At 70.8% G+C, this 13,638-nt stretch carries 9 protein-coding genes; 7 read left to right on the top strand and 2 right to left on the bottom strand.

Annotated elements, in window-relative coordinates:
* Positions 1-122: 122 nt before the first annotated feature.
* The 4 genes from secD to ACFXKZ_RS42650 all read left to right on the top strand — a co-directional run bounded on the left by secD (position 123) and on the right by ACFXKZ_RS42650 (position 6,453).
* On the top strand, positions 123-1,889 hold the full coding sequence (gene secD / locus ACFXKZ_RS42665; protein WP_380010275.1) for a protein translocase subunit SecD: 1,767 nt from the start codon (positions 123-125) through the stop codon (positions 1,887-1,889).
* Positions 1,889-3,052 carry a protein translocase subunit SecF gene (gene secF, locus ACFXKZ_RS42660; RefSeq protein WP_380010272.1) on the top strand — a complete coding sequence of 388 codons (1,164 nt, stop codon included), beginning with the start codon at positions 1,889-1,891 and terminating at the stop codon, positions 3,050-3,052. The genes secD and secF overlap by 1 nt, the downstream gene beginning before the upstream one ends.
* On the top strand, positions 3,052-3,600 hold the full coding sequence (locus tag ACFXKZ_RS42655) for an adenine phosphoribosyltransferase (RefSeq protein ID WP_380010269.1): 549 nt from the start codon (positions 3,052-3,054) through the stop codon (positions 3,598-3,600). Before secF ends, ACFXKZ_RS42655 begins: the two co-directional genes overlap by 1 nt.
* Before the next feature lie 153 nt (positions 3,601-3,753).
* A complete protein-coding gene (locus ACFXKZ_RS42650; protein ID WP_380010266.1) occupies positions 3,754-6,453 on the top strand; it encodes a RelA/SpoT family protein in 2,700 nt (899 codons plus the stop codon).
* 771 nt (positions 6,454-7,224) lie between these two features.
* Here ACFXKZ_RS42650 and ACFXKZ_RS42645 read toward each other — a convergent pair.
* A complete protein-coding gene (locus tag ACFXKZ_RS42645; protein ID WP_380010263.1) occupies positions 7,225-8,454 on the bottom strand; it encodes a DUF349 domain-containing protein in 1,230 nt (409 codons plus the stop codon).
* A gap of 106 nt (positions 8,455-8,560) precedes the next feature.
* A complete protein-coding gene (locus ACFXKZ_RS42640; RefSeq protein ID WP_380010260.1) occupies positions 8,561-9,403 on the bottom strand; it encodes a peptidylprolyl isomerase in 843 nt (280 codons plus the stop codon).
* Positions 9,404-9,718: 315 nt separating this feature from the next.
* On the opposite strand from ACFXKZ_RS42640, the gene ACFXKZ_RS42635 reads away from it, so the two are divergent.
* Genes ACFXKZ_RS42635 through aspS form a run of 3 tightly spaced genes read left to right on the top strand, consistent with a single transcriptional unit; the run spans position 9,719 to position 13,499 of the window.
* A complete protein-coding gene (locus ACFXKZ_RS42635) occupies positions 9,719-10,414 on the top strand; it encodes an MBL fold metallo-hydrolase (protein ID WP_380010257.1) in 696 nt (231 codons plus the stop codon).
* Between the two features lie 14 nt (positions 10,415-10,428).
* Complete coding sequence (gene hisS / locus ACFXKZ_RS42630) at positions 10,429-11,688, top strand: histidine--tRNA ligase (protein WP_380010254.1); 1,260 nt, start codon at positions 10,429-10,431, stop codon at positions 11,686-11,688.
* Positions 11,685-13,499 carry an aspartate--tRNA ligase gene (aspS, locus tag ACFXKZ_RS42625; RefSeq protein ID WP_380010251.1) on the top strand — a complete coding sequence of 605 codons (1,815 nt, stop codon included), beginning with the start codon at positions 11,685-11,687 and terminating at the stop codon, positions 13,497-13,499. Before hisS ends, aspS begins: the two co-directional genes overlap by 4 nt.
* The last annotated feature ends 139 nt before the right edge of the window (positions 13,500-13,638 follow it).

Genomic DNA, 13,638 nt, shown 5'->3' with positions numbered 1-13,638 from the left:
TCATGTGACCGGGGGTGACACCCCGGATACGAGAGCGCCCGACCATCCGTCGGGCGCCGTGCCGTGCCGGCGACCGTGGGGCAATCCCGACGCGGCGGCATCGAGAGGGAGATTGGGCGAAGGTGGCAGCACCGAAATCGAGTTCCCGAGGGCACCCGGGACGGGTCCTTGCCTTCATCGGGGTCGTGATCGTGGCGTTGTACGCGATCATGTTCTCGACCGGGGACAAGACCCCACGTCTGGGCATCGACCTCGCGGGCGGCACGAGTGTCACGCTCACCGCAAAGGCCGACCAGGGCCGTAACGGCGCGGTCAACAAGACGAACATGCAGACCGCGGTGGAGATCATCCGCCAGCGCGTCAACGCGTTCGGTGTGTCCGAGGCGGAGGTGCAGACCGAGGGCGACAAGAACATCGTCATCAGCATCCCCAAGGGCAAGAACGAGAAGGAGACGGCGGAGCAGGTCGGACAGACCGCGAAGCTGTTCTTCCGTCCCGTGCTCGAGGCCGGGCCGGTCGCTCCCCAGAGCGGGACCAAGCTGCCGCTGACCCCGCCGTCGACGCCGCCCGCGAGCGCGCCGCCGGCGAGCACCCCGCCCGCGGGTACGCCGCCGGCTGCCGAGTCGAACAAGCCGCAGGGCCGGGTGATCCCGAACCTGAAGGACGCGTCCGGTGCCCCGACGCCGCCGCCGACGACTCCGCCCGCGACGACTCCGCCCGCGACGCCTCCGGCGAACACCCCGCCGGCCGGCGCCGACGCGAACGGCATCACGCCCGAGCTGCGCGCGAAGTACACCAATCTGGACTGCAACCTCCCGGAGAACCGGGGCCTGGGTACGGAGCCCATTCCGGAGGACAAGCCCACCGTGGCGTGCAGCCGCACCCAGGGCGAGAACGCCGAGAAGTACATCCTGGGCCCGGTGCTGATCCCCGGCACCGACGTGTCCTCGTCGAAGGCGCAGCTGCCGCAGAACGGTTCCGTCGGTGGCTGGGAAGTCGAGCTGAAGTTCAGCGACTCCGGCACCGGCAAGTTCACCAAGATCACCGGTGACCTGGCGCAGGGCAAGTACCCGACCAACCGCTTCGCGATCGACCTGGACGGTGTGGTCGTCTCCGCCCCGTCGGTCAAGGCGGAGATCCCCGGCGGCAGCGCGGTGATCTCGGGCGACTTCTCGCGCAGCTCGGCCAAGGACCTGGAGAACGTGCTCAAGTACGGCGCGCTCCCGCTGTCCTTCACCAAGAGCGACGTGACCACGGTGTCCGCCTCGCTCGGTGGCGACCAGCTCCGGGGCGGTCTGATCGCGGGTGCGATCGGCATCGTCCTGGTCATCCTGTACTCGCTGTTCTACTACCGCGGCCTCGGCCTGGTGAGCATCGCGAGTCTGGTGGTCTCGGCGGCCCTGACCTACGCCATCATGTGTCTGCTCGGCCGAAGCATCGGCTTCGCACTCAACCTGCCGGCGGTCTGCGGCGCGATCGCCGCGATCGGTATCACGGTGGACTCGTTCATCGTGTACTTCGAACGCATCCGGGACGAGATCCGTGAGGGTCGCACGTTGCGACCCGCAGTGGAGAAGGCGTGGCCCCGCGCCCGGCGCACCATCCTGGTGTCCGACGCGGTGTCGTTCCTGGCCGCCGCGGTGCTCTACATCGTCTCGGTCGGCAAGGTCCAGGGCTTCGCGTTCACGCTCGGCCTGACCACGCTGCTCGACGTCGTGGTGGTGTTCCTGTTCACCAAGCCGCTCATGACGATCCTCGCCCGGCGCAGGTTCTTCGCGGACGGCCACAAGTGGTCCGGCCTCGACCCCGTCGCGCTCGGTGCCAATCAGCGCCAGTCGTATCGCGGTCGTCGCTCCCGTGGGCGCGCGCCCGGCGTGAAGGAGGCGTGATGAGTCGCTTCGGTGACATCAAGAACATCGGCGTCCGGCTGCACCACGGTGACGTCTCGTTCGACTTCGTCGGTCGCAAGAAGATCTGGTACTCGATCTCGGCGCTGATCCTGGTGCTCGCGGTCGGCGGCCTGCTCGGCCGCGGGCTGCACGAGGGCATCGAGTTCAAGGGCGGGTCCGTCTACACCATCCAGGACACACCGGCCTCGCAGGGCGACGCGCGCAAGGCGGTGGAGCCGTTCACCGACGGCACCGAGGCCATAGTGCAAAAGGTCGGCGGCAGCGGTCTGCGGATCCAGCTCGCCGAGTCCGACGCGGACAAGACCAAGCAGATCGCGGCGGCCATCGCCAAGGATCTGAAGGTCGCGCCCGACAAGATCAACACGCAGGTGGTCGGTCCCAGCTGGGGCAAGGAGATCTCCAAGAAGGCCCTCCAGGGCCTGGTGATCTTCATGATCCTGGTGGTGATCTACCTCACTTTCGCCTTCGAGTGGCGTATGGCCGTGGCGGCGTTGGTCGCGCTCATCCACGACATCGTGATCACCATCGGGGTGTACGCCCTGGTGGGCTTCGAGGTGACGCCGGGCACGGTGATCGGTCTGCTGACGATTCTCGGTTACTCCCTGTACGACACGGTCGTGGTATTCGACACGGTCAAGGAGAACACCAAGAACATCACCAAGCAGACCAAGCGCACCTACAGCGAAGCGGCCAACGCGGGTCTGAACCAGACCCTGGTGCGCTCGATCAACACCACCGTGGTCGCCCTGCTTCCGGTCGCCTCGCTGTTGTTCGTCGGTGGCGGGCTGCTGGGCGCGGGCATGCTCAAGGACATCGCGCTGTCACTGTTCGTGGGCCTGGCCGCCGGTGCGTTCTCGTCGATCTTCATCGCCACGCCGATACTGGCCGACCTCAAGGAGCGGTCGCCGGAGATGCGGCTGCTCGCGAAGAAGGTGGCCCAGCGTCGGGCGTCCGAGGCGAAGGCGGCCAAGGCCGCCGAGGCCGCGGGCATCCCCGCGGACCAGGCCGAGGGTCACCCGGACGTGGACGAGCAGAGCGAGGCGGACGAGGACGAGACCGTACCCGCGCAGGGCGGCGCGGCGCGTGCCGGCGCCGCGCGCGGCCGGGCGCGCACCCGTCCCGGCGGCAAGAGGAAGCGCTGATGGCCACCGACCCCGACGAGCTGCGCAAACTGCTCGACAGCCGGATCCGGGACGTGCCGGACTGGCCGAAGCCGGGCGTGGTGTTCAAGGACATCTCGCCGCTGCTCGCCGACCCGGTCGCCTTCGCGGCCCTGGTCGACGCGCTGGCCGAGCGCTGCGCCGGCCGGGTGGACAAGGTGGTGGGGATCGAGGCCCGCGGCTTCATCCTCGCCGCTCCGGTCGCCCTGCGGGCCCGGGCCGGCTTCGTGCCGGTGCGCAAGGCGGGCAAGCTGCCGTGCGCCACCTACGCGCAGTCCTACGAGCTGGAATACGGCTCGGCCACCCTCGAGGTGCACCAGGACGCGTTCGAGGCCGGTGACCGGGTGCTCGTGATCGACGACGTGCTCGCCACCGGCGGGACCGTCGAGGCCACGATCGACCTGGTCCGGCGGGCCGGAGCCGAGGTGGTCGGGGTCGAGGTCCTGCTCGAACTCGGCTTCCTGGCCGGCCGGGCCCGGCTCGCGCCGGTGTTGCCGGACGGCGCGCTGGAGTCGTTCATCGTCGTGTGACACGCCGCCCGCGGCCGGTGTCCGAAGGCCGGAGGCGCCCCAGCCGGGGAGCCTCCGGCCTCCGCCGTTTCGGCGGCCGCCGAACCGGATGGCCGAGTGTCGACGGCGCGGGTCAGTACGATGGAATTTCCGTCATCTGTGGGAGGAGTTCCCTTGCCGGACGAGGTCGCGCCCGTCGCGTCGTCCTCGGGGGATGCCGTCGAACACGCGGCTCCCTCGGACGACGCCACACGTGCCACACCGGGACCCGCGGGTCATCCGCCGGTGAGCGCCGGAGGAGCCGAGGAGGCTCCTGCCCGGGCCCGCGCCGACGCGCACGCCGAACCGCCGCAGGAGCGGCCCGCGGCGTCGGCCGAGCCGCCCGCGAACCGGCCCGGCCCGGGTGAGACCCGCGGCCCCGCGTCCGAGGACAGCGCCGACGGCCCCCGTGGCAGCGACGGCCACAGCGGCCCCGCGGCCGGTGCGGCCGGACCCGAGGCCCGAGGCCCGCGACCGGTCGCCAAGGCGGCACCCGGCGCGGCGGGCGCCTCGCGCACCGGCGAGCGCTCGCGCTCGTTGCGGGTGGACGGGCCCAGCCGGGTCCGCGCCCGCCTGGCCCGCCTGGGCGTGCAGCGCAACAGCGTCTACAACCCGGTCCTGGAGCCGCTGCTGCGGGTGGTCCGGGTCAACGACCCCAAGGCCGACCTGCGCCAGATCGAGCGCGCCTACACCACCGCCGAGCGCTGGCATCGCGGCCAGCGGCGCAAGAGCGGCGACCCGTACATCACCCACCCGCTCGCAGTCGCCACCATCCTGGCCGAGCTGGGCATGGACCCGCCGACGCTGATGGCCGGACTGCTGCACGACACCGTCGAGGACACCGACTACGGGCTCGACGCGCTGCGCCGCGACTTCGGCGACACCGTCGCGATGCTCGTGGACGGCGTGACCAAGCTGGACAAGGTCAAGTTCGGCGAGGCGGCGCAGGCCGAGACCGTGCGCAAGATGGTCATCGCGATGGCCAAGGACCCGCGCGTGCTGGTGATCAAGCTCGCCGACCGGCTGCACAACATGCGCACCATGCGCTACCTCAAGCGGGAGAAGCAGGAGCGCAAGGCCCGCGAGACGCTCGAGATCTACGCCCCGCTGGCGCACCGCCTGGGCATGAACACGATCAAGTGGGAGCTGGAGGACCTGGCCTTCGCCATCCTCTACCCCAAGATGTACGACGAGATCGTGCGCCTGGTCGCCGAGCGCGCGCCCAAGCGGGACGAATACCTGGCCCTGGTCACCGACCAGGTGCAGGGCGACCTGCGCTCGGCGCGGATCAAGGCGACGGTGACCGGGCGGCCGAAGCACTACTACTCGGTCTACCAGAAGATGATCGTGCGCGGCCGCGAGTTCACCGAGATCTACGACCTGGTGGGCATCCGGGTCCTGGTCGACTCGGTCCGCGACTGCTACGCGGCGCTCGGCACGATCCACGCGCGCTGGAACCCCGTGCCCGGGCGGTTCAAGGACTACATCGCGATGCCCAAGTTCAACATGTACCAGTCCTTGCACACGACGGTGATCGGGCCCGAGGGCAAGCCCGTCGAACTGCAGATCCGCACCTTCGACATGCACCGCCGCGCCGAGTACGGCATCGCCGCGCACTGGAAGTACAAGGCCGAGGCGGTCGGTGCCAAGGGCGCCGCGAAGACCGACACCAAGTCCGCGCGCAAGGGCGAGGACCCGGCCAACGACATGGCGTGGCTGCGCCAACTCCTGGACTGGCAGCGGGAGACCGAGGATCCGGGCGAGTTCCTGGAGTCGCTGCGCTTCGACCTCTCCAGCCAGGAGGTCTTCGTCTTCACGCCCAAGGGCGACGTGATAGCGCTGCCGGCCGGCTCGACCCCGGTCGACTTCGCCTACGCGGTGCACACCGAGGTGGGACACCGCACCATCGGCGCCCGGGTGAACGGGCGGCTGGTGCCGCTGGAGAGCCGGTTGGACAACGGCGACCTGGTGGAGGTGTTCACCTCCAAGAGCGAGACCGCGGCGCCCAGCCACGACTGGCTCGGCTTCGTGAAGTCGCCCCGGGCGCGCAACAAGATCCGCCAGTGGTTCTCCAAGGAGCGCCGCGAGGAGGCGATCGAGCAGGGCAAGGAGGGCCTGACCCGGGCCATGCGCAAGCAGGGCCTGCCGCTGCAGCGGCTGATGTCGGGCGGCGGGGACACGCTGGTGACGCTGGCGCACGAGTTGCGCTACCCCGACATCTCCTCGCTGTACGCCGCGATCGGCGAGGGGCACGTCTCGGCGCAGACCATCGTGCAGCGCCTGGTCGAGTCGCTGGGCGGCGAGGAGGGCGCGACCGAGGACCTGGCCGAGGCGACCCGGCCGACCACCACCCGGCGCCGGCCGCGTTCGACCGGCAATCCGGGCGTGGTGGTCAAGGGTGTCGACGACATCTGGGTCAAGTTGTCCCGCTGCTGCACGCCGGTGCCCGGCGATCCGATCATCGGATTCGTCACCCGGGGCAACGGCGTCTCGGTGCACCGCCAGGACTGCGGCAACGTGGAGTCGTTGTCCCGGCAGTCGGAGCGCATCGTCGACGTCGAGTGGGCGCCGACCGCGTCCTCGGTGTTCCTGGTGGCGATAGAGGTGCAGGCGCTCGATCGGTCCCGGTTGTTGTCGGACATCACGCGCGTGTTGTCGGACCAGCACGTGAACATCCTGTCGGCGTCGGTGGCCACCACGCGCGACCGGGTCGCGGTGAGCCGGTTCACCTTCGAGATGGGCGATCCGAAGCACCTGGGGCACGTGCTCAAGGCGGTACGCGGGGTCGAGGGCGTGTTCGACGCGTACCGGGTGACCAGCGGGCGGCAGCAGTAGCCCGTCGCGGGGCGGGAGGCGGCGTCGGGAGGGTTTTCCGGCGCCGCTCGGTCATCGCATCCGGGGGAGCGAGGCGGGGCGCTGTGGGCGGCGCTCGGAGCCGCCGCGATGCCTGCGGGCGGGGTGGGGCGTTCGGGAGCGGTCGGTCGCGAGTGTGACCGAAGGCGGGCCGCGAACGCGGTGGGCTCGGCCGCGCCGGGACTGCCGGACCAGGATCGACGGCCGCGAGGTGTCCCGGGGTGATCCGCTAGGTCGGACCGGCTCGGCGCACGCCGACCGGTGAGGCGGACCTGCGAGGGACACGGGCGATCGCGTCGACTCGGCGGCCGGAGGGGACGCGCCGCGGGTGCGCGCGCTGCGCGGCGGGCCCGCCAGGAGAGCGAGCAGCGGCCCGTTTGCGGCATCCGCGCGTCGGACGTGGTGGGGCCGACAGCGCGAGGGGTGGACGCGGATCGACTGATCGCCCGATCGCGTCGGCTCGGCGGCCGAGGAGGTACGCGGCGGGCGCGCGCCGAGGGGTTGCGTGTCCCCGCCGCGAGAGCGAGCAGCGGCCCGGTTCCGGCACTCGCGCGTCGGACGGGGGCGGACCGATAACGGGCCGCACACCAGGCACGGGCGGACCCGGACCGGCTGATTGCCGATCCGGGTCCGCCCGTGCCTGGTGTGCGTCGCCGCGTCGCGGCGCCGGCCGCGCCTACGCGAGGAGTCCGCGTACGCGCGCGCCCGCGCGACTCGAACCGCTCGGCCCGTCCGGCCGGCCGCTCGACCCGCTCAGCCGGAGAACTCCTCCAGCGCCTTGTTCGCCTCGGCCAGCCACTGCGCGCGAGCCGCGATCGACTCCTCGGCCTCGCGCAGCTTGCGCTCGTTGCCCGCCGCGCGGGCCTTCTCCGCCTGCTGGGTGAGCTTGTCGATGGATGCCTGGATCTGGTCCACCGCCGCCTGCGCGCGAGCCCGGGCCTCCGGGTTCGTGCGCTTCCACAGCTCCTCCTCGGCCTCGCGGATGGCCCGCTCGACCGTCTGAAGCCGGGCCTCCATCCTCGGCCGGGCATCGCGCGGGACGTGGCCGATGGCCTCCCAGCGATCGTTGATCGAGCGCAGCGCCGCCCGGGCCGCCTTGACGTCCGTCACCGGAAGGATCGCCTCGGCCTCGACGAGCAGCACCTCCTTCGCGGCCTGGTTCTCCCGCTGCTCGGAGTCGCGCTCGGCGAACACCTCGCTGCGCGCCGCGAAGAACACGTCCTGCGCGGCCCGGAAGCGCTGCCACAGCTCTTCCTCGACATCGCGCTGGGCCCGACCGGCGGCCTTCCAGTCGTTCATCAGGTCGCGGTAGCGCGCCGCGGTGTCGGTCCAGTCGGTGGACGAGGACAGCGCCTCGGCCGCCTCGACCAACTTCTCCTTGACCCGCTTGGCGCTGTCGCGCTGACCGTCCAGCTCCGCGAAGTGCGCCTTGCGGCGCTTGGCGAAGTTGGACCGGGCCTGGGAGAACCGGTGCCACAGTTCGTCGTCGGCCTTGCGGTCCAGGCGCGGCACGGCCTTCCAGGCGTCCACCAGCGCGCGCAGTCGCTCGCCGGCCGGTCGCCAGTCCGTGCTCTGGCCCAGCTGCTCGGCCTCGGCGACGATCCGCTCCTTGGCGCCCTGCGCCTCCTCCTGCGCCTTCGCGCGGGTGGCCTTGCGCTCCTCGCGCTTGGAATCCACCACGGTCACCAGCGCGTCCAGGCGCTTGACCAGCGATTCCAGATCGCCGACCGCGTTCGCGTCGACGATGCTCGCGCGCAGGCGCTCGATCGCGTGGTGGGCGTCCTTGGGCGCAAGGTCGGTGGTCCGTACCCGTCGCGCGAGCAACTCCACCTCGACGGCGAGTCCCTCGTACTTGCGCCGGAAGTAGGCCAGGGCCTCGTCCGGGGAACCCGCCTGCCACGAACCGACGGAGCGTTCACCGTCCGCCGTCTTGACAAAGACGTTTCCCTGCTCGTCCACGCGGCCCCACGGGTCGCTGCTCACAGCGGCCTCCTTCGATGCTGAATGCGGCGCACTCTACACAGGACCCCCCGGGCGCGGGCCGGGCCGTGCCCGGGGAGTCGCGGTGGAACACGCGTGCGGTCGGTTGCTACTTGGCCACGGTCACGCTGTCGAGGACCACGTTCTCGTGCGGCGCGCCGTCGCTGCCGCCGTCCTCGGTGCCCGCGGCGGCGATCTTCTGCAGGACGTCCATCCCGCCGGTGACCTTGCCGAACGGGGTGTAGTTCGGCGGCAGTTTGCTGTCCCCGGTGACCAGGAAGAACTGGCTGCCGTTGGTGCCGGGACCGGAGTTCGCCATCGCCACCGTGCCCGCGGGGTAGGGCGCGGTGCCGTCCGCGCCGGCGGTGCCCAGGTTCTCGTCGACGAACTTGTACCCCGGACCACCCGTGCCGGTGCCGGTCGGGTCGCCGCACTGGAGCACCGCCAGGCCGCCCGTGGTCAGCCGGTGGCACTTGGTGTGGTCGAAGAACTTCTTGCCCGCCAGGAACGCGAACGAGTTCACCGTGTGCGGCGCCTTGGCCGCGTCCAGGGCGACCTTGACCTCGCCGCAGGTGGTCTTGAGCGTCATCGTGTACGCGCCCGCGGTGTCGATCGACATCGCGGGCTCCGCGCCGAACTGCTCCTTCGTCGGCTCGCCCGGCGCCGGCGCCGCACACGTCTTCGGCTTGGCGGCGGGCGGCGGCGACTGCGGCGCGGAGGGCTGCGTGCTCGGCGGGGTGTTCGCCGCGTTCGTCTTCTTGTCGTCCTTGTCGTCGTCACTCGTCGCCACCGCGAGCCACGCCCCGCCACCCGCCACCACGACCACCGCCGCGACCGCGGCGACGACCTGATTGCGCCGGCGCCGGCGTGCGTGCGCGGTCCCGCGTCGCTGCTGCTGGCGCTCGAACTTCTCGCGCGCGAGCTGTCGCTGGCGCTGCTGTTTGGTGACCACCGCGTGCTCTCCTGGATTCGAATGGTTCGAACGGACTCGATGTGGATGGGACTCGACCCGGACGGCCGTGCGACCGAGCCTGCGCCGGACGACGGCTTCCGGCACCGTGACGGGATCGGTGTACCGGTCCCGACCTGCGGTGATCCCACACGCGCAGAACCGGCCGCAGCTCGCGCACAGTCTAGGCACGCACCCCCGGAACCGGTTCGCGATCCGCCCCCGCGCGCCGGTAGTCTCGTATCCGATTCCCACGTCCGCCGCATACTTCCGTGCTTGCCCCCGTCGCCGGAAGACCCCGAGACCGAGAGGACGAACGTGATCGTCGCCGGGTTCCCCGCAGGGTCCTTCCAGACCAACTGTTACGTGGTCGCTCCGGGCGCCGGCGAGGAGTGCGTGATCGTCGACCCCGGGCAGGACGCGTTCGACGGCGTACAGGACATCGTCCGCGAGCACGGGCTGCGCCCGGTGGCGGTGGTGTTGACCCACGGGCACATCGATCACATGTTCTCGGTGGTACCGGTGTGCGCCGAGCACAAGGTGTCCGCGTGGATCCACCCCGACGACCGCGACCTGCTCTCCGACCCGGCCAAGGGCCTGTCGCTCGGCGTGGGACAGCAGTTGTTCGGCGGGATGACCTTCACCGAACCCGAGGACGTGCGCCTGCTCACCGACGGCGCCGTGCTCGAACTCGCGGGCCTTGAGCTGACGGTCCATCATGCGCCCGGCCATACACAGGGGTCGGTGGCCTTCGGCACCCAGGGAAGCGCGGACATCCCGCCCATCCTGTACTCGGGTGACCTGCTGTTCGCCGGCTCCATCGGACGCACCGACCTGCCCGGCGGCGATCACGCGCAGATGTTGCGCTCGTTGTCCCGGGTGTGTCTGCCCCTGCCGGACGAGACCGTCGTCCTGTCCGGCCACGGCCCCCAGACGACGATCGGCCGCGAGCGCGCGAGCAATCCGTATCTGCAAGAGCTGACGCCGCCCGCGGGACCGCACCGAGGAATGTGACGGATTTTCATACCGTGAGTACCTTCAACGCCCCCAAGGGCACCTTCGACATGCTCCCGCCGTACTCGGAGACGTTCAACCGGATCCGGATCCAGTTCGGCCTGGAACTGCGCGACGCGGGATTCCAGTACATCGAGACCCCCACCTTCGAGGAGACCGGCCTCTTCCTGCGCGGCGTCGGCGAGTCCACCGACATCGTGACCAAGGAGATGTACACCTTCGAGGACCGCGGCGGCCGTTCGCTGACGCTGCGCCCCGAGGGCACCGCGGCGGTGATGCGCTCGGTGCTCCAGCACAACCTGTACGCGGGCCGACTGCCCGTGAAGTTGTGGTACTTCGGCTCGTACTACCGCTACGAGCGTCCGCAGGCCGGCCGTACCCGGCAGTTCACCCAGGTCGGCGCCGAGGCGATCGGCAGCGACGACCCGCTGGTCGACGTCGAGATGATCGCGCTGGCCACCGAGGGTTTCCAAAAGCTCGGCCTGCGCGACTTCCGGCTGCTGCTCAACTCGCTCGGCTGCCGCGAGTGCCGCCCCGTCTACCGGGCCAAGCTGCAGGAGTTCCTGCGCGCGCTCGACCTGGACGCGGAGACGCACGCGCGGATCGAGATCAACCCGCTGCGCGTGCTCGACGACAAGCGGCCCGAGGTGCAGGCGCTGATCGCCGACGCCCCGCTGATCACCGACCACCTGTGCGAGGCGTGCGCCGCACACCACACGTTCGTGCGCGGCATGCTCGACGAGTTGGAGATCGCCTACGAGGACACCCCCCGGCTGGTCCGGGGCCTCGACTACTACAACCGCACCACGTTCGAGTTCGTGCACGACGGCCTCGGCGCGCAGTCGGCGATCGGCGGCGGCGGGCGCTACGACGGCCTGTCCGAGGACCTCGGCGGCCCCGACCTGCCCTCGGTGGGCTGGGCGCTGGGCATCGGTCGCACGATGCTCGCGATGGAGGCCGAGGGCCAGACCGTGGAGACGCCCGCCGACTGCGACGTCTACGGCGTGGCGATCGGCGACGCGGCCCGCCGCGCGGTGTTCGCCATGGTCACCCAGCTGCGGATCGAGGACATTCCCGCCGACATGGCGTTCGGCGGGAAGAAGCTCAAGGGCGCCATGAAGGCCGCGTCGCAATCCGGCGCCCGCTACGCCATCGTCGTCGGCGATCGTGACCTCACCGAGGGCGTCGCCCAGATCAAGGACCTGTCGAACGGGGACCAGACCCCGGTCCCGCTCGACCAGGTCGTCACCGTCTTGAAGGAGAAGCTTCAGTGATCCGCACCGATGACGCCGGGACGCTCCGCGCCGAGCACGCCGGCCACACCGTGACGCTCGCCGGCTGGGTGGCCCGGCGGCGCGATCACGGCGGCGTGGCGTTCGTGGACCTGCGCGACGCCTCGGGCACCGTGCAGGTGGTCTTCCGCGACCTGGAGACGGTGCACAACCTGCGCTCCGAGTTCTGCGTACGGGTCACCGGCGACGTGCGGGTGCGTCCCGACGGCAACGAGAACACCGAGATCCCCACCGGGGCGGTCGAGGTCGTCGTGGACGACTTCGAGATCCTGTCGGAGGCGGCGCCGCTGCCGTTCCCGATCGAGGAGTACACCCCAGGCACGGTCAACGAGGAGGTGCGGCTCAAGCACCGCTACCTCGACCTGCGGCGCGCGTCGATGGCGCGCAACCTGCGGCTGCGCTCGAAGGTCACCCGGGTGATCCGCGAGGTGATGGAGGACCACGACTTCCTCGACATCGAGACGCCGTACCTGACCCGCTCCACGCCCGAGGGCGCCCGCGACTTCCTGGTGCCGGTGCGGCTGCAGCCGGGCTCGTGGTACGCGCTGCCGCAGTCGCCGCAGCTGTTCAAGCAGCTGTTGATGGTGGCCGGCATGGAGCGCTACTACCAGATCGCGCGCTGTTTCCGGGACGAGGACTTCCGGGCCGACCGGCAGCCGGAGTTCACCCAGCTGGACGTCGAGATGTCGTTCTGCGACGCCGAGGACATCCTGGCGCTGACCGAGAAGCTGATCGCGCGGGTGTGGCGCGAGGTGCACGGCGTGGAGATCGCGCTGCCGCTGCCCCGGCTGCCCTACGCCGAGGCGATGGCGCGCTACGGCTCGGACAAGCCGGACACCCGCTTCGGGTGCGAACTGGTAGACCTGACGGCCTACTTCGAGGGCACGTCGTTCCGGGTGTTCCAGGCCGAGTTCATCGGCGCGGTGGTGATGCCCGGCGGCGCCGCGCAGACCCGCAAGGAGCTGGACGGCTGGCAGGACTGGGCCAAGGCACGCGGGGCGCGCGGGCTCGCCTATGTGCTGGTCGACGCGGAGACCGGCGAACTGCGCGGCCCGGTGGCCAAGAACCTGTCCGAGGAGCACCTGGCCGGCTTGGTCGAGGCGACCGGGGCGAGCAGGGGCGACTGCATCTTCTTCGCGGCCGGGCGGCGCACGGCGCAGCTCGAACTGCTGGGCGCGGCGCGGTTGGAGATCGCCCGGCGCGGGTCGTTGATCGACGAGTCGAAGTGGAACTTCCTCTGGGTCGTCGACTTCCCGATGTTCGAGCCGATCGAGGACGCGGCCGGCAACCACCAGGGCTGGCACGCGATCCACCACCCCTTCACGGCGCCGACGGCGGAGTGGCTGGACGGGTTCGACAAGAACCCGGGCGAGGCGCTGTCGAACGCGTACGACATCGTGCTCAACGGCACCGAGATCGGCGGCGGTTCGATCCGTATCCACCGTCGGGACGTGCAGGAGCGCGCGTTCGCGGCGATCGGGATGTCGGAGGAGGAGGCGCAGTCGCAGTTCGGGTTCCTGCTGGACGCGTTCGCGTATGGGCCGCCGCCGCATGGTGGGATCGCGTTGGGGTTGGACCGGCTGGTGGCGTTGTTGGGCGGGGCGGAGTCGATTCGGGATGTGATCGCGTTCCCGAAGACGGCTTCCGGTGGGGATCCGTTGACCGGGGCGCCGTCGCCGATCACGGTGCAGCAGCGGCGGGAGGCGGGGATCGACGCGAAGCCGAAGTCGGGTTCGGGGTCCGGCTCGGGTTCGGGTGAGGGCGCGGCTGCGGAAGCGGCAGAGAAGGCGTAACCATCCGTCGGTGGATGTTGTGGGGCGGTCGGGCCAATGGCTCGGCCGCCCTTCGGCGTTGGGGGCGTGCGGGGGTGGGGCGGGTGTGTGTGGGGCGGGGCGCGCGGAGGTGGGGGCGTGTGGAGACGGGAGCGGGCGT

The organism is Embleya sp. NPDC059237, from assembly GCF_042754105.1.
Taxonomy (GTDB): domain Bacteria; phylum Actinomycetota; class Actinomycetes; order Streptomycetales; family Streptomycetaceae; genus Embleya.
Note: the sequence above shows the minus strand (reverse complement) of the source record. Positions and strands in the feature narration are given on the sequence as shown.